The 23126-nt window shown below is 54.5% G+C and carries 21 protein-coding genes and 1 tRNA gene; 14 read left to right on the top strand and 8 right to left on the bottom strand.

All coding sequences use genetic code 11. The features are described 5' to 3' along the window. Positions 1–17: 17 nt before the first annotated feature. From PspR76_RS01875 to PspR76_RS01850, 6 genes are all read left to right on the top strand, one after another. Positions 18–2228, top strand: a complete 2211-nt coding sequence (locus PspR76_RS01875; RefSeq protein ID WP_159953721.1) for an AsmA family protein — start codon at positions 18–20, stop codon at positions 2226–2228. Beyond that, positions 2225–3292, top strand: coding sequence for an A/G-specific adenine glycosylase (mutY, locus tag PspR76_RS01870; protein ID WP_159953720.1), 1068 nt, complete (start codon positions 2225–2227; stop codon positions 3290–3292). Before PspR76_RS01875 ends, mutY begins: the two co-directional genes overlap by 4 nt. Further along, the gene (locus PspR76_RS01865; RefSeq protein WP_159953719.1) at positions 3289–3561 is read left to right on the top strand and encodes an oxidative damage protection protein; all 273 of its coding nucleotides are present in this window, start codon (positions 3289–3291) and stop codon (positions 3559–3561) included. The genes mutY and PspR76_RS01865 overlap by 4 nt, the downstream gene beginning before the upstream one ends. A 103-nt stretch (positions 3562–3664) precedes the next feature. Further along, positions 3665–3740: transfer RNA gene (locus PspR76_RS01860), tRNA-Phe, on the top strand. 96 nt (positions 3741–3836) lie between these two features. Continuing rightward, complete coding sequence (locus tag PspR76_RS01855; protein ID WP_159953718.1) at positions 3837–4955, top strand: site-specific integrase; 1119 nt, start codon at positions 3837–3839, stop codon at positions 4953–4955. 1 nt (position 4956) lies between these two features. Continuing rightward, positions 4957–5409, top strand: a complete 453-nt coding sequence (locus PspR76_RS01850; protein ID WP_159953717.1) for a hypothetical protein — start codon at positions 4957–4959, stop codon at positions 5407–5409. Between the two features lie 111 nt (positions 5410–5520). Here PspR76_RS01850 and PspR76_RS01845 read toward each other — a convergent pair whose 3' ends face one another. Continuing rightward, on the bottom strand, positions 5521–5889 hold the full coding sequence (locus PspR76_RS01845) for a hypothetical protein (protein WP_159953716.1): 369 nt from the start codon (positions 5887–5889) through the stop codon (positions 5521–5523). A gap of 91 nt (positions 5890–5980) precedes the next feature. Then, positions 5981–6214 carry a hypothetical protein gene (locus PspR76_RS01840; RefSeq protein WP_159953715.1) on the bottom strand — a complete coding sequence of 78 codons (234 nt, stop codon included), beginning with the start codon at positions 6212–6214 and terminating at the stop codon, positions 5981–5983. A gap of 1111 nt (positions 6215–7325) precedes the next feature. On the opposite strand from PspR76_RS01840, the gene PspR76_RS01835 reads away from it, so the two are divergent. Further along, complete coding sequence (locus PspR76_RS01835; RefSeq protein WP_159953714.1) at positions 7326–9590, top strand: DotA/TraY family protein; 2265 nt, start codon at positions 7326–7328, stop codon at positions 9588–9590. Between the two features lie 26 nt (positions 9591–9616). Here the strand turns inward: PspR76_RS01835 and PspR76_RS01830 are convergent, their stop codons facing one another. Next, entirely contained in the window at positions 9617–9955 is a 339-nt protein-coding gene (locus PspR76_RS01830) for a hypothetical protein (protein ID WP_159953713.1), read from the bottom strand. A gap of 41 nt (positions 9956–9996) precedes the next feature. On the opposite strand from PspR76_RS01830, the gene pilV reads away from it, so the two are divergent. From pilV to PspR76_RS01810, 4 genes are all read left to right on the top strand, one after another. Then, on the top strand, positions 9997–11259 hold the full coding sequence (pilV, locus tag PspR76_RS01825) for a shufflon system plasmid conjugative transfer pilus tip adhesin PilV (RefSeq protein ID WP_159953712.1): 1263 nt from the start codon (positions 9997–9999) through the stop codon (positions 11257–11259). Positions 11260–11479: 220 nt separating this feature from the next. Next, positions 11480–12526 carry a hypothetical protein gene (locus PspR76_RS01820; RefSeq protein ID WP_159953711.1) on the top strand — a complete coding sequence of 349 codons (1047 nt, stop codon included), beginning with the start codon at positions 11480–11482 and terminating at the stop codon, positions 12524–12526. 252 nt (positions 12527–12778) lie between these two features. Next, entirely contained in the window at positions 12779–13174 is a 396-nt protein-coding gene (locus PspR76_RS01815) for a hypothetical protein (protein ID WP_159953710.1), read from the top strand. Further along, positions 13174–14253 (top strand): beta family protein, encoded by a 1080-nt coding sequence (locus PspR76_RS01810; RefSeq protein WP_159953709.1) that lies wholly within the window; start codon positions 13174–13176, stop codon positions 14251–14253. The genes PspR76_RS01815 and PspR76_RS01810 overlap by 1 nt, the downstream gene beginning before the upstream one ends. On the opposite strand, the gene PspR76_RS01805 is transcribed toward PspR76_RS01810, so the two are convergent. After that, complete coding sequence (locus PspR76_RS01805; RefSeq protein ID WP_159953708.1) at positions 14250–15032, bottom strand: sce7726 family protein; 783 nt, start codon at positions 15030–15032, stop codon at positions 14250–14252. The genes PspR76_RS01810 and PspR76_RS01805 overlap by 4 nt on opposite strands. Before the next feature lie 774 nt (positions 15033–15806). Here PspR76_RS01805 and PspR76_RS01800 point away from each other — a divergent pair. Next, positions 15807–16481, top strand: coding sequence for a hypothetical protein (locus tag PspR76_RS01800; protein WP_159953707.1), 675 nt, complete (start codon positions 15807–15809; stop codon positions 16479–16481). An 8-nt stretch (positions 16482–16489) separates the two neighbouring features. Here PspR76_RS01800 and PspR76_RS01795 read toward each other — a convergent pair whose 3' ends face one another. From PspR76_RS01795 to relB, 3 genes are all read right to left on the bottom strand, one after another. Continuing rightward, entirely contained in the window at positions 16490–18097 is a 1608-nt protein-coding gene (locus PspR76_RS01795) for an ArnT family glycosyltransferase (RefSeq protein WP_159953706.1), read from the bottom strand. A gap of 88 nt (positions 18098–18185) precedes the next feature. Next, the gene (locus tag PspR76_RS01790) at positions 18186–19151 is read right to left on the bottom strand and encodes an arsenic resistance protein (protein WP_159953705.1); all 966 of its coding nucleotides are present in this window, start codon (positions 19149–19151) and stop codon (positions 18186–18188) included. Positions 19152–19271: 120 nt separating this feature from the next. Next, positions 19272–19445 (bottom strand): type II toxin-antitoxin system RelB family antitoxin, encoded by a 174-nt coding sequence (relB, locus tag PspR76_RS01785; RefSeq protein ID WP_159953704.1) that lies wholly within the window; start codon positions 19443–19445, stop codon positions 19272–19274. A 181-nt stretch (positions 19446–19626) separates the two neighbouring features. Here relB and PspR76_RS01780 point away from each other — a divergent pair, with 181 nt between their 5' ends. After that, positions 19627–20568, top strand: a complete 942-nt coding sequence (locus PspR76_RS01780; RefSeq protein ID WP_159953703.1) for an alpha/beta hydrolase family protein — start codon at positions 19627–19629, stop codon at positions 20566–20568. 70 nt (positions 20569–20638) lie between these two features. After that, positions 20639–21052 carry a hypothetical protein gene (locus tag PspR76_RS01775; RefSeq protein ID WP_159953702.1) on the top strand — a complete coding sequence of 138 codons (414 nt, stop codon included), beginning with the start codon at positions 20639–20641 and terminating at the stop codon, positions 21050–21052. Positions 21053–21192: 140 nt separating this feature from the next. Here the strand turns inward: PspR76_RS01775 and gabP are convergent, their stop codons facing one another. Further along, on the bottom strand, positions 21193–22584 hold the full coding sequence (gene gabP, locus PspR76_RS01770; RefSeq protein WP_159953701.1) for a GABA permease: 1392 nt from the start codon (positions 22582–22584) through the stop codon (positions 21193–21195). Positions 22585–23126 lie beyond the last annotated feature (542 nt).

Here is a 23126-nt window from a genome sequence, read left to right as displayed (position 1 = left end):
CATACAAGGACTCGCCCATGAAAGCGTTCGGCAAAATCCTGGGTCTGGTACTTCTCGGGCTGTTGCTGATCATTGTGGCCCTGGGCTTTGCCCTGACCCACCTCTTCGATCCCAACGATTACAAAGACGAGATTCGCCAGATTGCCCGCGACAAGGCCCACATCGAGCTGACGCTCAATGGCGATATCGGTTGGAGCCTGTTCCCCTGGCTGGGCCTGGAATTGCACGAAGCCAGCGTCGCGACCATGACCAACCCTACCCAACCGTTTGCCGACCTGCAGATGCTTGGCCTGTCGGTGCGCGTGCTGCCGCTGTTGCGCCGCGAAGTGCAGATGAGCGACGTGCGTGTCGAAGGCCTGAACCTGCGCCTTAACCGTGACAAGCAAGGCCACGGCAACTGGGAAGACATCGGCAAGAATGTGACCGAAACCACCGCCGGCGCCCCCGCTGCGGCGCAGCAGCCCGCCGAGCCGGAACCCGAGAAGCCGCCAAAGCCGATCCGCCTGGACATCGACAGCCTGACCATCAACAACGCCCGCGTTGAATACAACGACGAGCAAACCGGCAAGCAGTACAGCGCCGAAAGCATTCAACTGAGCGCCGGCGCTGTGCATGAAGGCGCGAGCATTCCGCTCAAACTCACCGCGTTCCTGGGCAGCAACCAGCCGCTGATGCGAGTCAAGACCGAGCTTAATGGCAACCTGCGCATTCAGCGCGCCCTCAAGCGCTACCAGTTCGAAGACATGAAGCTCAGCGGCGAAGCCACCGGCGAGCCGCTGCAAGGCAAGACCGTGACCTTCTCCACCCAAGGTCAATTGCTGGTGGACCAGGCGGCCAACATTGCCGAGTGGACCAACCTCAAGCTCTCCGCCAACCAGCTGCGCGCCCTGGGCGAACTGAAGGTCAATGACCTGGACAAAACCCCGCAGCTCAGTGGCGCCCTGTCCATTGCCCAGTTTGACCTGGCCAAGTTCCTCGACAGCGTCGGCCACCCGCTGCCGCCGATGGCCGCAGGCAGCCTGAGCAAAGTCGAACTGGTCAGCCGCCTCAAGGGCACGCCTACCAGCGTGGCGCTGGAAGACCTGAACTTGAAACTCGACAGCAGCACCTTCACCGGTCGCATTGCTGTCGAAGATTTCGCCAAGCAAGCCCTGCGCGTGCAGCTCAAAGGCGACACCTTCAACGCCGACGACTACCTGCCGGCCAAGTCCGAGACCGCCAAAGGTGCGGCCGCCGCACGCCAGGCCGAAGTGCAGAACAGCGAAGCGGGCGCGATGGCCGCCGGTGGCACCACACCACTGCCGGATGCACCGACCAAAGGCGCGTGGAGCACCGACAAACTGCTGCCATTGACGCGCCTGCGCACCTTGGACGTGAATGCCGACCTGGCCTTCGGCCAACTGACCCTGAGCAAACTGCCGATCCAGAATGCCGCACTTAAAGCGTCCGGCATCGACGGCCAACTCAAGCTCGACACCCTGAGCGGCGGCCTCTACAACGGCACCTTCCAGGCCAACGGCACGCTCGATGTGCGCCAGGACATCCCGGTGCTGGCGCTGCAAACCCACATCAAGCAAGTGCCGGTTGAGCGAATCCTGCAAGCCCAGGGGCAAAACCCGCCGGTGAAAGGCCAGGTCACCCTGGACAGCAACCTCAACGGCCGTGGCAACAGCCAGAAGGCACTGATCGATAGCCTCAACGGCACCGCCAGCTTCGTGATCAATAACGGCATGCTGCTCAATGCCAACCTCGAACAGCAACTGTGCACCGGCATCGCCCTGCTCAACCGCAAGACCCTGAGCAGCACGCCGCAGGGCAAGGACACGCCGTTCCAGGAACTGCGCGGCAACTTGACCTTCCGTAACGGCGTGGCCAGCAACCCCGACCTGAAAGTGCGCATCCCCGGCCTGACGGTCAACGGCAACGGTGACGTCGACCTGCGCGTGCTGGGCATGGACTACCGCGTCGGCATCATCGTCGAAGGCGACAAGCGCGACGTGCCGGACCCGGCTTGCCAGGTCGGCTCCAACTTCCAGGGCATCGAAGTGCCGCTGCGCTGCCGTGGCCCGCTGGAACTGGGCGCCAAGGCCTGCCGCCTGGACAAGGATGGCTTGACCCAAGTCGCCATCAAGGCGGCCGGCAACAAGCTCAGCGATAAACTTGAAGAGAAGCTCGACAAGGTCAACCCACAGTTGAAAGACGCTCTGAAGGGCCTGTTCAAGCGATGAGAAACGAGCAGTTTTCGCAGGCGGTACTGGACTGGTACGACCGCCACGGTCGCCATGACCTGCCTTGGCAACAGGGCATCACGCCTTACCGGGTGTGGGTGTCGGAGATCATGCTGCAACAGACCCAGGTCAGCACGGTATTGAATTACTTCGACCGCTTCATGGCCTCGCTGCCGACGGTCGAAGCCCTGGCCGCTGCGCCGGAAGATGAAGTGCTGCACCTGTGGACCGGCCTGGGTTACTACACCCGCGCACGCAACCTGCAGAAGACCGCCAAAATCGTCGTCGCCGAATACGGCGGCGAGTTTCCCAAGGACGTCGAAAAACTCACTGAATTGCCCGGCATTGGTTTGTCCACCGCCGGCGCAATCGCCAGCCTTAGCATGGGCCTGCGTGCGCCGATTCTCGATGGCAACGTCAAGCGCGTGTTGGCGCGCTTTACCGCGCAAGAGGGTTACCCAGGCGAGCCCAAGGTCGCCAAGCAGCTTTGGGCGACCGCAGAACGCTTCACGCCACACGATCGCGTCAACGCCTACACCCAGGCGATGATGGACATGGGCGCCACGCTCTGCACCCGCAGCAAACCCAAATGCCTGCTGTGCCCGCTGGAAAAAGGCTGCGAAGCCCACATGCTCGGCCTGGAGACGCGCTATCCGATCCCCAAGCCGCGCAAGACCATCCCGCAAAAGCGCACGCTGATGCCGATGCTGGCCAATGCCGAGGGCGCGATTCTGCTTTACCGTCGCCCCTCCACGGGCCTGTGGGGCGGTTTGTGGAGCTTGCCGGAGCTCGATGACCTGCAAGACCTGGAACACCTGGCTAACCAGCACGCGCTCGAACTGGGCAAACCGCATGAACTGCCGGGGCTGGTCCACACCTTCAGCCATTTCCAGCTGGCCATCGAACCCTGGCTGGTCCAGGTCGAGGAATCCGCCCATCACGTGGCCGAGGCCGACTGGCTCTGGTATAACCTCGCCACCCCGCCGCGCCTGGGCCTTGCCGCCCCGGTGAAAAAACTGCTGAAGCGCGCGGCTGAAGTATTGAACGCAGGAGTTCCGTCATGACCCGCACCGTAATGTGCCGCAAGTACAAAGAAGAATTGCCAGGCCTGGATCGCCCTCCGTACCCAGGTGCCAAGGGCCAGGACATTTTCGAACACATATCCGCCCAAGCCTGGGGTGATTGGCTGAAACACCAGACCCTGCTGATCAACGAAAAACGCCTGAACATGATGAACGCCGAAGATCGTAAATACCTGGCGGGCGAGATGGACAAGTTCTTTTCCGGCGAGGATTACGCCAAGGCCGACGGCTACGTGCCGCCTGCTCAATAATTGATCAAAATTCGGGGTCGGCACGTAAGCGACGGTAATAATTAAATATTTTTTGAAAACTTGCTTGACGACCCCCTGAAAAACCCGTTTAATGCGCCCCGTTGCCCAGATAGCTCAGTCGGTAGAGCAGGGGATTGAAAATCCCCGTGTCGGCGGTTCGATTCCGTCTCTGGGCACCACTAATTTCAAGGCTTAGCGCAACACTAAGCCTTTAGTCCCTCGCTCCAGAGGTACAGTTTCGGTACAGTGCCGATACGTAAGCTCTGGAGACAGCGATGGCGACAATAGTAAAGACTCCCTCAGCAACATGGAAAGCAATCATCCGTAAGCAAGGATGGCCTACAGCTTCCAAGACCTTCCGAACCAAACGTGATGCCGAAGACTGGGCTCGTAGCACCGAGGACGAAATGGTCCGCGGGATGTACGTCCGTCGCACCCTCTCAGAAAAAATGACTTTAGAAGCCGCCCTGCGTCGCTACCTCCTCGAAGTCACCCCCTCCAAAAAAGCCTCTACTCAAAAAGCCGAGAAGACCAAGGCCGAACCGCTAATCCGTCTTCTGGGAAAATACTCACTCGCCGCATTAACTCCAGATATCGTCGCCGGCTACCGCGACAAGCGATTGAACGAGCCTGTACGCACGAAGCTCAAGAAAGATAGCCTGATCATCCCCGGGAACGTCAGCGCGAACACGGTGCGCCTTGAGCTCGCTCTACTCAGCAATCTGTTCACAGTAGCCATTCAAGAGTGGCGTATCGGCCTTCCACAAAATCCGGTAGCAAACATCCGCAAGCCAAGTCCTGGACCAGGAAGGAATAGACGCCTCGCTCCAGAGGAAAAAATACGCCTTCTCAAAGCCGTAAACGCCTATCACAACCCCATGCTCGGCTGGATCGTCAGAATCGCCCTAGAAACCGGTATGCGCTCTTCAGAGATCACGACACTGCGTCGCCACCAAGTCAACCTCAAAAAGCGCGTAGTGACGCTCTCAGACACCAAAAATGGTGAGCACCGCTCTGTACCTCTCAGCACTCTGGCGACAGCTGCGATTACCGAGGCGATGGATAACCCTGCGCGGCCGACCGACACGGACTTAGTTTTCTTTGGCGAACCAGGTAAGGATGACAAGCGACGCCCATATGTGTTTTCCAAGGTCTGGAACAACATGAAGAAGAAACTCGGTATGGCGGATTTTCGTTTTCACGATCTTCGTCATGAGGCGGTGAGCTGCCTTGTTGAGACTGGTAAGTTCTCAGACCAGCAAGTAGCAGCAATAAGTGGGCACAAATCAATGCAGATGCTAAAACGCTATACGCACTTGAGGTCAGATGAATTAGTAGAACTCCTTGACCAAGCCTCAGAAAGAACAACCCAACAATTCAAAATTGAGCAATAGAATGCCAGAACAGAATAAATACTCAATGTACTTCTCCACAACCATGAAGGCCATCTATGAAACCGTCTTTGTTCTTTTACCTGTAGCAGTCTGGATACTTGTAATAATGTCCTTCGGAGGCAGTCAAGAAGAGATAAAGTCGTTATCTGCATGGCCGTTCGCCTGCCTTGCACTATTTTGTGCAGCGCTACGAGACGGAATAAGCGCATTCCATCAAGACAATCCGTTCGACAAGAGACAAAGGGAAATTTTAGTTATTGGAGCTTTAGTAGGCGTCGTATTTAGCACAGTACTATTAACAATATCAATACTAAAATCCAGAGGACAAATAAACACCCCAGTACCAAACTTCCAGAATTTCGTATATCTAGTGCTATACATAGGAATTGCGCTACTTTTCGTGGTAAAAGCAACACTTATCCAACGAAAAGAATTTGGCAAATACAACTCCTAGACCAAGGCCACATAAATCCCAGGCTCGCAAAAAACGAGCCTGCAACCCAAAGAACCAGGAACAGTTTAAAAGCAAACTAAAAGAAAATCCTAATTTGAAAACCAAAACCGACTAATCATCTGCATAACCATTTTTTACCCCAAGAGCCTGAACATAATGTCTTGTCTGCAACTCAAGCACATCTTTCATCTGGCGACCAACATCATCTTCCAACCCCCAATCATACGCCAATCTCTCTAAACGACTGCCCGATAAAAGCCGATCTGCTTTTTTAGTGAAAAAAGCAGGCTTCAGAAAATCATTGGAAGTCACAAGCGCTTTAAGCAATGTTGCTTTTTCATTAGTAATACATGGAAAGCGTCGAAGCCTATCAACTAAATATAGCGCCCGGCGGCGCATCAACCCCGTACACCCCGCCATGTCGTTGCTTAAAATGTATTGAATACTTTCTACTGCATCATCAGCGAACCAAACAATCAAGGCTAACTCCGCCAGTAACTCAGAGCTAGCCTCGCACAACGGAGCACTTGCTAGGCGGTATAGAGGATGCACCCGAGAAGTGCTCATTGAGTTAAGCCGCTGCGAGATTTTTTAGGAATCGCCGGAAAGCGCGTTCAGTCACTCGGGTCTTAGCTGCAGCAGCGTATGCAGCGACAACTTGCTCAAGCATTGGCGTCAGCAGAGTTTCCATGGCTTTCAGTTGCGCTTCAGCCTCTGGGGCTTCAAGGCGCGGGCTCGCTTCCACCAGAAGGTCAGCGATGAGAGTTTCAGAAATTACGGATATAGGTACAATCGACATAGCCATTTCAGGACCTCCTGCGGTCTTGGTGGTTAGGCGCTGCCTGGGGTTGCCGCCCCGGGCAGACGCTGACTTCTTTTAGTTTCGATAATAACCCACTCCCCGTCCAGTGCTGTTTGTATGTTTTTCTTTTAGCCAATACAAAACAAACGTTTAGAGATGCTCAACACCTTGATCTACGTGGCCTAGATCACCGGCCAGGTGAATACTTATGGGGCGAAGGTGAAAGGATATGGGGCGCAAGGTGAACGTTTATGGGGAGCCGTTTTTTATAAGGTGAAAGCTTATGGGGAGCATAAAGTGAAAGGATATGGGGCTTAAGGTGAAAAGATATGGGGACCCTAGCAGCGACACTTTCTCTCCTACGGGAAAAAATTTAAATTTTGGGCTTATCACTGTTTTTTAGTAGAAAACCCTATAACACCCAAAGCCAATTACCCATCTATTATATGGTTTAATGACAAATCCACACCAATAACCCCTAACAATAAAATTCAGACAACAAATAATACGCAACAATACATTTGACAAAAAAGGAAGCTATTCCAAATTATATGGGCACACTCTACCTGACTTGAGAGCCCACCAATGAACACAGCTATCAATCTTAAACCCACCTTCGAATCCGAATTTTTACGTCGATATGGGCCGCTTCTATCCCAAGACCAGATGGCCAATCTTCTGGAGAAAACTCCGGGTGGGCTCAGAGCATTCTTGCTTCAACGGTCAAAACTAGCCGTAGGGCTTTCAAACTGCAAAGTTCAGGTTGGCCGAAGAATTTTCTACCGGACGATTGAAGTTGCGGAGCTTCTATCATGCCGCGCATAAGATCACTTCTTTCTTCGCCAAAACTTACAACTTTAACGAATCGGATATTCTATCTATTGCTTGTGCTATCCAATATTTTGTTACCCGCAGGGCAACATAGAATATGGGGTGGTCTCCGGCGATGGTGGATATTTCCTTTGACCGCGGCCGCAACCTACATATCAATGCAGCTCTATCTCCATGGTCACGGCTTGTATTGGAGGCTGGTCGGGGTGCCCTATACGTTGCTATATGTGCACGACGCCTTGGCAGTAACCGAAGTTTCAGCCAATAGCCCGAGCGTTGAGAAATGAAATTATCACTCCGTTTGTTGATGCTGCTTGCGGCTCTTTCCTGCGGACCAGCCCTAGCCGCAGATGGCCCCTTTCAGCAGTTCACCCCACCACCAGGTGATACGTCGATCGACTTTCTGGAGGAAGTATTCGGTTCCATCGTTGGTACCATCCATTCAGGGGGCAATGTCCAAATAGGGGAAGCCGAGGACGTCATGGGTTCCATGATGGGGGTCTTCGGTGGCGCGGTGCTTTTCCTAGGCATGCTACTCGTGGGCTACACCACGATCAAAGGCACGATCGACTCCGCACATGACGGCGAGGTACTTGGCAAGAAAATGAGCTCGATCTGGATTCCGCTTCGGACTGTCGGCGGCACTGCCCTCCTCCTTCCCCTCGGGCATGGTTACTCGCTGATCCAAATCATCGTGCTCTGGCTCGCGATCCAAGGCGTCGGTATTGGCGATGCGATCTGGAGCCAGGCTGTAGACCAGATGGGGAGAGACGGGATGCTCACCCGCCCGATGATCCCCGACTCACGACCATTGGCGGCCAGCATTCTGAAGTTCGAGGTATGCGCCGCCGCCATGAACAAGCAGTTTGCGGCCTCGGGGCGCTCGACCAGAATTCAAGCCGTTTCCTCACCACGCAAAGTGGCGAATACCGGAGAGCTTGATGTGGGCCTTCCGGACGGCGTCCCGGTGTATGGCGCGGTGAACATGATCCAGAAGTACGCCAATGCCTCGTACACAGTCATCGACTACAAATGGAAAGCCAACGACAGCTCCTACATGAATCCTGATGTTTGCGGCGCACTGACCTGGAAACAAAGCTGGGAAGCCTCGGAAGGCAACAGCAACACCAAGATCATCAAGGAGCCGATCCTCGCTGCTCATGCAAAAGCCGTTCAGCAGATGATCCTCGACATTCGCCCGACGGCTCAGCAGATCGTTGCAGGGCAGAAGCCTGAAGCAGGGGTTCTCGACTCTGCGGCAAACAAGTATGAAAACTCACTTCGGACGGCAGCCAAAACAGCCGTTTCGCAGACTAGCGATCGAGCCCGAGCTGACTTCCTCTCTGGCGCGAAAGACGGCGGCTGGCTGTTTGCCGGAACCTGGTACAACCACATCGTCAAAATGAACGATGTCATGCAGTCGACCTTGAATGCTCTACCGGCAGCCGAGCCGATCGACATCATCGACAAGGAAACGAAGGAGTCACTGCAGACGTATCAGGACGTCATTACGACAGCTGACGAATACGCGAAGAATCGGGTTGAGTCCATCAGAAACGTTTACTACGCCGATACGAACATTCGCGCACCAAGGGACGGCGAAGGGGCATGGGAGTACGTCAAAAAAATGCTTTCGGCCCCTTTCATGGGTGCTATCAACCAGATGACTCAAAGCATTGCCGGCTCGAATTTGAACCACATGAGCCAGATGAAATCCTTCGGAGATGTGATCGTCACGACCGGTGAGGTGATGATGACTGCAATGGCAAGTGCGGTGGGCGTCTCAAACTCTTGGGCAGCTCAGGCGACGGTGAAGGTTGGCTTCGACGCCGGAGCTGTTTTCCAATTTCTTTCCTCATTGATCACAGTCTTACTGATCAGTTTATTTTTCTTCGGCGCTACGTTGAGCACCTATGTGCCAATGATCCCATTCATCACATGGATTACCTCCGTAGTGAACTGGTTCGTCCTGGTGCTTGAGTCAGTGATCGCCGCACCCCTGTTCGCCGTTGCGCACATTCACCCGGACGGCGACGATGCAGTCGGCAAGGCTGGCCAGGGTTACATGATGATCCTCTCGCTGGTAATGCGCCCAGCACTCATGCTGTTTGGACTGATAGGCGGAATGCTACTGACGCAGCCGATTGTGGGCTTCATCAACGTTGGCTTCATGTCCGTTGTGGCAGGCATTCAGGCCGACTCCATGACTGGGATAGTCTCCTTCGTAGCTTACGTGGCCATCTATGTAATCGTGATGACCACTGTCGTGCACATCGTTTTTAGCCTGATCCATTGGGTGCCAGACAATATCATTCGGTGGATTGGTCACGCTGCCGGCGGCATCGGAGACGCCCAGAGCACGGGCGACAGCGGTCACGATGTTTTCATCGGTGGTGTCAGAGAGGCCAAGCATGGGGCGTCTGGAGGCTTGGGCGGGAGCGGGCATAAGTCACTTGGGCCGGAGGGAAGCGGCACCCCGGGGCCGAGCGGCTCAAACTCACCAAGCAATAAAGATCTTCTTGGAAGTGGCCCGAGACCAGGTGACTGAGAACTCAGTCTTGGGGAAAGAGGTTATTACCGGGAAAAGCCTTTCGGGCTTGAAACTTCATAGCCACTTTCAATCATGCATTCCTCGAAAACCTCTTGGCGAATGGCATCACGATTTTGCTTGAGTAACAGATGAGAGTTTGGCTTTACAGCCCTTAACTCATCCATGAGCAAGCGGAGCAAATGATTATTTGCGTCGAAATCGGCTTGCATGATTACCACACGCTCACTCAGTGCGGAAACTTGAGTCTTTAATTTATTTGAGTGAGCACGCCACTCAGCAATCTTAGATTCATATTCATTCTGGATGGATCGTGCACGAGCAAAACCGGCACCAAGACCACCTTGATAATCAGAGTTACTCATTCAAAACCTCCAAAGCAGACTAAAACTCAAAGAGAGAAATCATGCGGAGATTCAAGCAGCAAATCAACTTAAAATCCAGTGGGCAATCAGGCTTTGCCACAATCGAAATGATCGTTGTACTGATACTGGTGGTAGCCGCATTGGGGATTGGCTCTCAAGCGATGTTCGACCATGCAGATAACATGGCGGGACAATCCGCGGCTGATCATCAAAAAATCATTTCGGATGCAGCAAGTGCATACATTAAAGACAACTACGCTGCCGTTCTCAATGTCGCAACACCGACGGAGCCGGCCAACATTACCGTGGGCATGCTTAAAAACACCGGTTATCTACCACCTAGCGTGACTGACATAAATAACTTTGGCCAAAGCTATTCGGTGCTTGCTATTAAGCCAACAGCAAACAAGCTTCAAACCTTGGTCATCACTACCGGAGGGGAAACAATTCCGGAAACCAGCATCCGTCGAATCTCTAAGCAGGTGGGCGCAAGAGGCGGGTACATCTCGAACATCGATACCAGTGTCGTTGAAGGTACATATGGAGGGTGGAATGTTTCTTTGGCGCCCTATGGCACTTCACCAGGTGAAGGCCATCTTGCGACCGCGCTGTTTTTTGATGATGGAGCCCTCACCGACGACTACCTCTATCGGAACGCCGTGCCGGGCCATCCGGAAGTCAATGAAATGAACACCTCGATCGATATGAAGGGAAACAACCTCAACAACGCTGCAAATGTGAACGCCACTAATGTCAATGCAACGACCGTAAACGCCAGCAACGCTGCGGTTACCGGGACAGTTAAAGCGGGTACAACGGACACCACCGGTGAAACCTATACCGGCGGCTGGTTCAAGACTCGCGGCGACACTGGCTGGTACAACGAAAAGTGGAACGGCGGCTGGTACATGACCGATCCTAGCTGGGTTCGCTCATATGGTGACAAGGGCGTTTACACCGGCGGGGCGATTGCGGGTGGGACTTTGCAGTCTAACGGCAGAACCACCGTAGGTGAGTATCTACAGCTCAACGGCGTTGCGACTGAAGGCGCAGCGTGCTCCCCCAATGGCCTAGTCGGTCGAACTGCGGCAGGCCTAACACTATCTTGCCAATCCGGCGCATGGAAAGGGGCGGGTAGCATCCGCGGCATTGGCAGCGGATTCATGACTGGTGGGGCTGGGACTTACGTAAACCAAATGACAGGTGGATTTAATTGCCCTGCAGGATTAATCCCGGTCCTCACAGGCGGGCAAGTTAACGGTAGTTGTCAACCTTGCTTTATGTACTCGTGCGTCCTGCCATAGCAAAAGCCCAAATCTCAGGACATGTAAATAGGGACACTCGTGACCTAAATACGATAGTCATCAGTGACCTAAAAAAAGATGCGCCGCATGTGACCTAAAAATAAAACACATTCACGCACCTGCGTGAATGTGGGCGCTGGTCGACGTAGTCGATTCACGTAGTGAAAAGCGCCCTTTCCGTCAGCCACAGAAAAGTCTCAGGTCACAAAAAGGAATAGGTATGAGGACACAGTCAGAAGCATTTGCTCTCATAGTAGAGGCCAGACAGCATTTAAAGAATCAGGTGTCCAATTCTCTATCTGAGCAGACCATAAAAGGCTATGAGAGCGAGGCTAAGCGGCTGCTCGCCAAAAGCGAATCGGATATCGACAAAATACTTCCTGCCATCCGAGATACAACAAGCAAGTCGACATATCACAGACGTAAGGCGGCCATTAAATACGTTCTGATGCAGGTGCTTGAGAGGCAAATTCGCCTTCAGGATAAGGCGCAGCGAGGGCAGCACACAGAGGATTTCCATCGGCACATAGAGGTCATTAATGGCACCTTGAAAATGCTCAATGCGATCGCAGAGAGTACAGATGCCTGCCCACTAGAAAAGACTAAAAGACGAAGGTCAAAGCGCCAAGATCTTCATAAACTGCCGTCCAACTGGCGCGATCTGATGGCCGACGAGACTGAGCATGGCAAATACCAGATTCCCTACCTTGTCAGCGCGATTTGCGGATGTCGACCAGGTGAGCTTGAAAAAGGCGTGAACGTGACTTTTTCTGCTACCGAACTGCTGATACGAATCGACAGTGGAATCAAGGTCACAGCAAGTAAAGGACAACCTTGGAGGGAGCTTCGATACTCACTGGATGATCACAGCCATCCATTGGTACGCCGCCTCATCGAGGTGCTCCAAGGTAAGCACCAAGCAGCAAGCGGTGGCACTATCATTTCTATCGAGAAACAAACAAATTTCAGAGCGGCCATGACCGCAGCGGGGAAAAAGCTTTGGCCCAACGGCCCCAGAGTTACGCCCTATTGCTTACGCCATGCCTTCGGTAGCGATCTTAAGCGTTCGGCACACCTGAATCACGATGAGGTCTCAGCGGCAATGGGACATTGCGTGAATAAAACGTTGAGCTATTACGGCCAATTCCAGATCGGAAGATCAGGGGGCTCAGACGTCTCTCCATCCTCGGTTCATGCAGCACGCCCAATTTTGCAAACGCGAAGCCCCATCCCGTTGCTTCGAGTGTCCGAGAAAAAATGCAGTTGACCTATGAGAGACTATCCGAGACCGTGCCTCCAACCCTCGACATGCTGCGGCAGCGAGCTGCCTTGGTCTCGGGTTATGGTCTGCGCATAACTGAACATATTTCCTATCATCGCAGCACCCATGTGACACGCTCATTCCTCGGGTCAGAAAGCTGCTATCTGCATTGCCTACTGCCAAAAAGCACGGAACTCGTATAGCATCTGGCCACCACATTCGAATCGGACTCGGAATGCAATGAACCTGGATAGAATTGTGTCAATTATAAGTCTGCTCATAGGGTTCGCGAGCGTAGGATTAAGTATTTATCTCGCTAATCCAGACAGCAATGCGAATGTTGTATCGCTTTCAGGATGGCTGGCATCAGCGATCATTACTATTATACTTAGTGTGAGCGCATTTAAAGCAATACAGACATTGCAAAACCATTCATCTAGTGCAATAGAAACTCTACAAAATGAAATTGTGCGAGCAAAAGATGACTCCATCAAACATCAAAATGATTTGATTTCCCAGCAGAATGATCTTGTATCTTACCGAAACATCTCCGCTGCACTGTCTTCAATGATAAACCCAGAACCAATTAAAGAAACAATACGCAACAAACTTGCAGCTCATATGGACAACACAAACGAGCATAGGGACGAGTGATGACTATAAATTTTAAAGACTATAACTACTTCCCAATAATTCGAACTCGACAAGCCGAGCTGAACGGTTACGCCCATTTATCCCCAGAAGCAAAAGATAGTCTTTTCCCGCTAATAACGCTGGGAAAATGGAGAAACTCTGAAGATTGCGATAAAGCCATCGCCAAAATTAGCGAGTGCGTAGATGGCAGAAGTTTTATATTGGATCTCACTCGAGACTTACAACACCAAAACCAAGCTGTACGTAATCTGCTTGACCCAGAATCAGATTTTAAGAACTGGGTAGACTTTGTAAGAAATAACGAAAAAGTAATCCCTACGGTTCAATTCACCCCGGGGGCAAAAGGACGAGAGATAGTCCGACAAGCTCTAGCATTAGAACGGCTTGGGCGCGCGCCAGTATTCAGAATAAGAGATTTCAAAAGTGATTTAGAAAATACGCTAAACGCTCTTTACGCACTCGAAAACCCAGAGAATTCACTAATAGTCATAGATGCCGCCTATATCCGAGACCTATCTACAAAAAATATAAAACCAGGGGTACTCGAAAGCATTCTTAGGACAATAAACACAATTGTCGAAGAAGTTCCCCAGGTACCTCGAGTTTTGGCCGGAACTAGCTTCCCTCGCTCAGTGATCCCCTCACTCAATGAAGGTAGCGAAACCTCAGGAAAGATAGAGATACTAGAAAATATTCTTTATGACGAGATAGGTTCTGATATCGTCAAATATGGAGACCACGTATCAATCCACTCCGTAGTTTACGACGATGAAGGTGGGGTATTTCTTCCACGGCTAGATGTTCCAAGCGACGGTTTTTGGTTCTTTGAAAGGCGCCCTAAGACTAAGGGCGAGGGTTATATAGACGCTGCAAGAACACTGCTGAACGAGCATCCTGAAGTGGGGGATAGCGGCTCATGGGGAGCTCAAATGCTTAAGAACACTGTAAGTCGAGAGGGCAACACCATTAACGCCCCAGTAACTGCAATTGCCGTGCGCGTCAACCTTCATATAAACTATCAGTTAGACTTGCTGTGTGAAAACAATTCAACAGCAGAGGATGATGACTGGATTCTTTAAACTGACGGAACTAAAATATAGCGAGGCATACTGTCTGGAATATCACCCTCCGGGAAGAACTTAGAGAGATTTATCTCGCGGCGCTTACTAGAGGGTGCACGCCTTTGATTCCAACCTAACTCTTCCTCAAGACGCAGCCTATTTACTTTAGAACGACTCAGATTTATAAGGTCAGCTGGCGCTACCACGCTTGAGCAGCCATCTAAAAAAGTCGAACTAAGAGAGCGGTATCTAGCCTTCACAAACCCTATAGCAGCCTTCCGAATGGTAGACATAGGAAATTGATCAAGCTGAGAAACAAGCTCCTCTCGGTCTGCGTCCTTAAAATTCATAACTACATCATGCGAACGAAGAAAGGAAACAAGTTCGCCTTTCAGCATAAAACCACAAATATTCTCTCTATCTGAAACCAACTCTAGACGACCAGGTCTACGAACTCGAATCTTTACCGCTCCATTTTTTACAAAAGCTTCCCAAACTCCTATACGCTCTTCTGTCCTCAATGCTTCATCAATATATTTGGAAGACACTACTAGAGTGAGCTTATCGAACCTTGATAAATAGCTTTCTAGTTGACCAGCAAGCCTGCTCAAATTATCTAAATCACTTTTCACTTCAAAAGCATTCATATGGCCGTTAGCAATGACCAGGTCGGCACGACGATCTCCATCCCCAATAACCATCTCGTTAATGAGAACTGCATCTTCTTTCGCAACACGGGCTCGAACCTTTTCGATAACGGCAGCTTTTATATCTTTTTCATTCAGTGTCGTTTTCATAAGCTCAGTGTTGCAGACCATCAGACTTTTAGCCAATTATGGGCAATTTACACAACGTCGCTTCGAAGCGCCCCCCCCTACCTGACACGGCTAGACCACCCACCGTCCCAGCATCACGCTTTCGCTAGCGACACAGTCTATCAGTACGATCAGCCACGGTCTTTCAGATGCAGAGTTTAGCTAAACGGCGCCACAGTATGCTACGGGGCTTTTTACAGGTGGTGGCATAACCTTTCACAAATGGTACATCCAATTCGCACTCATATTCTCCTGCCCGGTACTTCCATCTGCCCCGAGAATACACACTTGCTGCCATCACCAAGGCGCCCCATTAGGCCAAAACCCGAGACCAAGGCAGCTCCGCTGCCGCAGCGTGTCGAGGGTTGTTACGCAGAACCTGAGCCGAGTGGGTGAGACACAGCCCCCAAGCCAAGCTCCTACCGCTACATTTTGAGGTACACCAGCGGTACAGCACGAAGGAGCTCGAACGTACCATACCGTGCGCTAAAGCGCTGTTTGATAAGTACTTTACCGTGCTGTACCTTACTCAAGCGAACGCCAGTGTAATCTAGCGTTGCAACGACATTGGCGAATTGAAAATCCCCGTGTCGGCGGTTCGATTCCGTCTCTGGGCACCACTAATACCGAAAAACCCCAAGCGAAGATGATTCCTTGGGGTTTTTTATTGCCTGCGATTTAGTGGCCTGGGGTTATTTATCGCGCGGCTCAATCGTATAGCTGTTACTGAATTTTTTGCTGCAAGGTAGTGTTTAGATGACCCGGTACTTGTTCTGCGCGCTGTTGCTGCTGACGGCGCTGCTCAGTGGCTGCGCCACACAAATGGATGTCACGATCAACGCAACACCGGATCCGGATTATCACTTTGATCGACAAGCTACCGTGCTGGTGACGACGTCCGTCGGCGGCAGCGCGCAAAGCACGCTGAATGCCCGCTACTACCTGAGGGACATGGTCAGCGCCATGAAGGACCAAGGCTTTCACGAGGTGTATACCGACACCACCCTGCCCAAGAACCATGCACCGATCAAAATGACCATCCTCCTTGATGTCGACAGCAAGCAGGTCACTTACCGCTACACCGCCACCGAGTACGGCCAGGTGCCAACCAGCACCACCACTCAGTGCAAGAAGACCAAGAAGAAAGAAGACCAACTGACCTGCACCAGCACGCCAAACACCACCTACGGCCCGGTGGGCACTTCGGAGCGCACCGGCTACACCACACTCACCACCTTCACCGCCACTGCGCGTGATGAGGTGAGCAGGCGCGCCGTGTATCTGCTCCGGGTGATGTCTTACAACGAAGACTGCCAGGCAGCCAAGATCGAGGCCTTCCTGGTGGAACAGGGCCTGCAGAACCTGAACTTCCAGGACCGCGTGCAGCGCAACTACACCGTCACGATGCCCGAGGGTTACCAGTGCAAATAGGCGCTTGCCTATTTCAGCAGAAACACCATCAACGGATTGTCATTCAGCCGACCTTCGAAGTTTGCTGCCTGCTGTTCCATTGACGTCCCTTTCAACAACACAGCCTCTTTGCGCGGCACAATCACCCAAGATGGCCGGGGCAACGTCGCCAGCTTTTCAAGCTCATTGCCCGCGACAAACAGTGGCTGCTCATCGTGGTTCAGGTTCATCATGTAGCGTATTGCCCAGGTGTCGCGACCGAGGTCGACAAACACCAACGGGCCCGGCTGCGACGCTCGGAGCGCTTCGACCTGGCTGACAAACCGGCGTGTGTCGAATTGCAGGTCTTTGGCCGGATCTATCACCACCACCAGCAGCAGCCACTGCGCCGCCAAGGCGATTGCGCTGAGCCACACCAACCGCAATGGGCGCCGCCAGGCAATCAACGCCGCCGCTTGCAGAACCAGCAGCGCGCCAATCAACAACGGCAACGAAACCTCAGGCCAATATCCGTGCTTCTGCCAGGCATGCCGACACACAAACAGCACAACCACGCACAACGCCGGCAGCGCTGCGACAAGCCATTCATAACAGCGGCGCACGCCAACCAGCCAGTTTTGCGCCTGGAGCAGCCCATAGGCCGCGACAGCGGCAAACATCGGCACCATCGGCAGAATGTAATAGGCGCGTTTGAAGTGCGGCACCGACAACCCGAGCAAGATCATCAAGCCACAGGCACCCAGCCGCACGAGCAGTTGCACTTCGTCACTGCCCCACCGCTCAGACCAGCGGTGGCGCAGCGCAATCAAGGCCGCCAACGCCAGCGGCACCACAGGGAAATAACGGTACAAGCTGAGCTTGAAGTAGAAGTAGAACGGCTCGCCACTCTCATCAAGCCGCCCACTGACCTGCATCCTGAACACATCATCGGCAAAGGCATCGCCGCCGCTGAACCGCGCCAGCTTCATCAACATCCACCAGCACGCCACCAGCAGCACCAAGCCCACGAAACCGTGAATCAGCACCTGCTTGACCCGTTCCCCGGGCCGGCCCATTGCCCAATACACGCACACCACGCCACAGACTTCGATCAACCCCAGCGGCCCGCGAATTGCGAATGCCAGGACAAACAGCGGGAACACGGCCAACTGCCTCACCCGCGAACCCAGGCGCTCGCCACTGTGCAGCAGGTAGAAACTGCCCACGCATAACAGCGCGATCATCAGGTCCAGGCACACCGAACGCGACTTATCGAGCAATTGAGTAGTGAGCAGCGTGAGCAGCACCGTCAGCAATGCCCAAGGCCTGCTGAACGGCGCCAGCAGGCGATAGACCAGGGCGGTCATCCCCGCCGAGGCCAGCGCCGTCGGCAGCACGTTCGCCAGGTGGTTCGGCGCGCCAAACAACTTGGCAAAGACAAAACTGAAGAAGGTCGCAGTGCCGGGATAGTCAGGGTACGGCTGGCCATAGGTGGTAGGGAAAAGGCTCGCGCCATGGCGAAACATTTCCTGCATGAACAGCGCCCAACGTCCGTCAAACCCTTGGGGTTGCTCGTCCCAGATGCCCCAGGTGAACAGCAGCAAAGCGATCAGGAAAATGCCCAGGGACTCCAGGCGAAAACGGCTGCGGTGATCCATCGAATGTCCTTTCAGGTAGGCTGCGCCGACTACATGGTGCCGACTCAACCCCTGAATAGGGCCTGAACAAACCCGAACATTTATGGATTTATCGACCAGCGCGCCACACCAGTGCCGGAATCAGCCGGATGTAGACTAGCTCGCCGATCAGCTCAAGCAGGGTTTGCACAATCACCGCCGTGGCCGCCAGCCCGCGCACGTCATCGGGCAATGCCAGCGCCAAGGGCAGCACCACCAATGAGTTGCGGGTCGACGCACTGAACGTCACCGCCCGCGCCGTCGCGGCAGGCAACGCGAACAACCGTGCCGCCAACGCCCCCATCAACGGGGCCAGCAACAGAAAGGCCACGTAGACCGGAATCACCGGCAGCAACACACCGATATCGCGCACCACCGAGGTGATCTGCGAGCCAATCACCACAAACAGCACCAGCGCCATCGCCGGCACCGGCAGCCAGGCCCAGGCGTTATTCCACGCCCCCATCAGCCTTGAGCGCCGCGCCAGGGCGGTGGTCAGCACCGCCAGCATCATCGGCAGCACAATCAACCACACGAACGCCTCGACAAACGGCCCCACCGCCACCACCACGGCGGATTGCCCACCCAGCATAAAACCCAGGTACACCGGCAACAGCACCAGTTGCAGCAACAACAGCACCGGCGTCGCCGCCAGCATCAGACGCGAATCACCCTTGCCGATATGGGTGAACACCACCACGTAGTCGATGCACGGCGTCAGCAATACGAGCAGCGCACCGACCAGCAGCGCCGGGCGCTCCACCAGGCCACGGGTGAGCACCCACACCAGCAACGGCACCAGGATGAAATTGGCCAGCAACAATGCCGCGATGAAGCGCTTGTTGCCCAGGCCTTGGCGCAGGTCCAGAAACGGGATTTGCAGGAACATGGCGTACATCAGCACTGCGATGGCGGGCGTGACCAAAATGCCGAGGCCGTGGGCGGACGTGGGTGCAAACACGCCGAACGCAGCCGCGAGCAGGACGGCGACGAAGTAGATGGGGATCTGGTTGTGTTCGAGGGTATCGCGGGTCATGAAGACGCTCTAGCGGTTTGCGAAGGCGCAAGCCTATGCATCTACTGACTCGAGGTCGAGCAGCAAAACCGGTACGCGCATCAGGGATATTCCTGGCGGGCGTGCAGCACTCTCAGTATTTCAATCCAATCCCTCAATCAGCGTGCGCATCTCGGCCATGACCTGATCATGCGAAATACTTGGGCGAGGATCATCGATTGAAGCCTGCACCTTGGCACAAAACCAACGGTCATAGCTCGCGGCCTGCTCTTCTGTTTCAAACTCTGAAACGATAGGAGAAAGGGGAATACTCATAGAGACCTCCGTAATGGATGCCTGCCAGTCTGATCGGTGCATGGTTGGCTGTCGTTCCTCTCGGATGTATGGCTTTATCAGTGGCCCCGAACATTAGTGACCCTGCCGGAGAGAGTACAAGTACTGGCAAACTGAACAACTGTTACTAAAAAAAATAAAAACCGACACAGGCATAGAAACAATGAATGTGAATGAAGCCTCTGCGCAAAGGCCTGCCATCACCTCCAAACCAGGCCCCAGCGAACCCTTCAAGGAGCCCGCTGCAGACGGCTATCTCATTGGCGGTTTTACCTGGCGACACCTACGCACCGACTTCGAGCGCCCAGTCGTCATCATCAACGCCGCCACTTCCGTGCGCTGCCGCCACTACTCACGCTTCGCCGATTACCTGTTTGCCAACGGCTTCGACGTCATCACCTTCGACTACCGAGGCATCGGCGAATCGCGCAGTGGCTCGTTGCGCGGCTTTAAAGCGTCGTGGTCGGATTGGGGTGTGCTGGATTTCGAGGCGATGTTGCAGCGTGCGCAACGGGAGTTTCCGGGGCAGCCGATAGATGTGGTCGGTCACAGTTTTGGCGGTTGTGCAGCAGGGCTGGGGGCATCCGGCGCAGTGATTCGGCGAATCGTCACGGTCGGCGCGCAGTTTGCGTACTGGCGCGACTATGAAGCGAGCGGGCGCTGGCAGATGTTCGGTAAATGGCATGTGGTGATGCCGCTGGTGACTGCGCTGTGCGGATACTTCCCCGGCAAACGCCTGGGCTGGCTGGAAGACACGCCGGCTGGCGTGGTACGCGACTGGGGCACGCCGACGCCCAGGTACGAGACGCGCCCCAGCGGACGCGCCCTGGTTGAGCTGCCGTTTGCCCGCGTAAAGGCACAATTGCTGGCCATCAGCATCACCGACGATCCGTTCGGCACGGTGGCGGCTATTGAGCGGTTATTGGGCTATTTCGAAGGCAGCGCGCGTACTCACTTGCGTATCGCACCCGAAGAAATCGGCGAAAAAGCCGTCGGGCATTTCGCATTTTTCCGCAGTGAATATCAGGATCGGTTGTGGCCGATTGCGCTGGCGTGGCTGCAACGGGGCGAGTTAGCGCAAGGCACGCCCGGCCAGCGCGTTTAGAATCCCTTGGGATTTCCCCCAACCTGCGCTTCAATACCCCACCCAGATCCTGAACAAAGGACGTGAGCCCATGGCCTCGCCGAACAAGCAGCAAAAACGTGCCCACCGGGCAAAGGCCAAGGCCAAGCAGAACCGTACCCAACGCAGCGTTGCAACCAAGCCGGATGCGTTTGCCGGTGATGACAGCCGCATTGACCTTGAGTCGGTGGATTTGACTGAGCTGTTTGTGGAGATGCGCGCAGCGGGCGAGGTTAGCCAACAGGCGCTGTGCGCGGTGTTCCTGGCGCACCCGTTGCTGGCACTGGTGCTGGAGCAGGAAGGCGAAGAAGAGGCTACCGACTTTATCCTCGCGGCACTGATCGAGTATCGGCAGTGGGCGACGGACACCGATGATGAAGCGGCGGCGTTGGCGTGGATTGAGTCGCCGGCGTTTCAAGCCGATTACGTGGCGGCCTCCCAAGCACTTGCCAACTCAGCAGACTGACGCAAAACCAACTGTGGGAGCGGGCTTGCCCGCGATGGCGGTAGATCAGCCAGCACATCTGGCGACTGACCCACCGCTTTCGCGGGCAAGCCCGCTCCCACATTTGAATGGCGGTGCCTTGAGCACCGCATTCCACTAAATCAGTTAAGTACCGCGGCGCCTAGCTTCTGTGCCTTGCGACGGCTAGCCACAAACAACCCCGCCAGTACCACCAGCAAGCTCAGGATCCCGGTCGCGATGATCTCGACCCGGTGCGCTTCCTGGAACAGCATGATGGTCAGCGTGCCGACGATGAACACCATCACCGCATAGGTCAGGCCAGGGAACAGCCACATTTTGAAGACGATCTTCTCGCCCGCCGCCGTACGCTTCTGGCGCATGCGCAGTTGCGACACAGCGATCACCAGATACACCAGCAATGCGATAGCACCGGAGCTGGCCAGCAGGAATTCGAACACTGCCGCCGGGGCGACATAGTTGGCGAACACTGCCAGGAAGGCCGCGCCAGTGGACAGCAGCACCGCCCAGTAAGGCGTGCCGCTCTTGTTGGTGCGCTTGGCCACAGCCGGTGCGTCACCGCGACGGCCAAGGGAGAACAGCATGCGCGAAGCGGTGTACAGCGCCGAATTGAGGCAGCTGGTCACGGCAACCAACACCACCAGGTCAACAATCAGCTTGGCATTCGGGATGCCCATGCGTTCAAGCACAGTCTGGTAGGAACCTACCGCGGCCAGCGTCGGATCGTTCCATGGCACCAGGGACACCACGATGAAGATCGACAGCAGGTAGAACAAACCAATCCGCCAGATCACCGAGTTGGTGGCCTTGGTGATTTGCTGGCCCGGGTTCTTCGATTCAGCGGCTGCGATAGTGACGATTTCAGTGCCCATGAACGAGAACATGGTGGTCAGGATGGCTGCCAACACTGCGCCCATGCCATTGGGCATAAAGCCTTGGGTGTCGAACAAGTGTGAAACGCCGCTGACCTGGCTGGTCGGCAGGAAGCCGAAAATCGCCGCCAGGCCGAGGATCACGAAGCCCACAATCGCCACGACTTTGATCAGCGCAAACCAGAACTCGAATTCACCGTAGTTCTTCACGCTGAAGAGGTTGGTCGCGGTCAGCAGCAAGGTGATGATCAGGGTAAATGCCCAGATGGCCACGTCAGGGAACCACGCGTGCAGGATGGTCGCAGCGGCGTTGGCTTCCAACGGGATCACCAGCACCCAGAACCACCAGTACAGCCAGCCGATAGTAAAACCGGCCCAGTGACCGATCGCGCGGTCGGCGTAGGTGGAGAACGAACCGGTGTCGGGCGACGCTACCGCCATCTCGGCGAGCATGCGCATTACCAACACCACCAGCGTACCCGCAGCGGCATAGGCCAGCAGTACGGCAGGGCCGGCGGCGGCAATCGCGTGGCCGGACCCAACAAACAAACCAGCGCCGATGACGCCGGCAATCGACAGCATGGTGACGTGACGCGGTTTGAGCCCCTGTTCGAGGTCATTGGAGCTTTGCGTACTACTCATTGACACACCTTTACGAGGATTTGCGAAAACGGTCCGCCCGGCCTGCAGTCTTTCTCGTGAAAAGAAACCAACGGGGCGTTCTTTATTTTTTACGCAAGATTTGCGCCAAAATGTTACAGAGCCGCGATTGACGCGGGCTGTAGGACAATTGATCAGCCCTCGCAAGTCATTGAGAACAATGGCATTCCGCTATAGCGTTACCGTGCGACTCACTTTAAAGACGTAAATGCGCACCAAAAACACACACAAAAAGTACGTGACGCTCCATAAAGGGGCTGATAAGGACCGTTTGCCCGGTTAACCCTTCCAACACCCGGCCAAAGCTGGCACCATCGCGCCCTTTTTTACGCGAAGCCTGTGGATTTATCGGGTTCAAACGTCTGTTAGGTTGTTGATGGCGCGACACGCTGCTGCGCTGATGCGACACCCTGCCGCACACCACCTGTTAACCGTCCGTAGCGCTGTTGGCTGCCATCTGACCGCTATGCTAGCTTGGCGCCTCGCCAGGAAGGCGGCCCAACAGCAAGAACGCACTGAACACA

The organism is Pseudomonas sp. R76, assembly GCF_009834565.1.
Taxonomy (GTDB): domain Bacteria; phylum Pseudomonadota; class Gammaproteobacteria; order Pseudomonadales; family Pseudomonadaceae; genus Aquipseudomonas.
The sequence above is the reverse complement of the archived record's forward strand: the minus strand, read 5'-3'. Positions and strand labels throughout refer to the sequence as shown.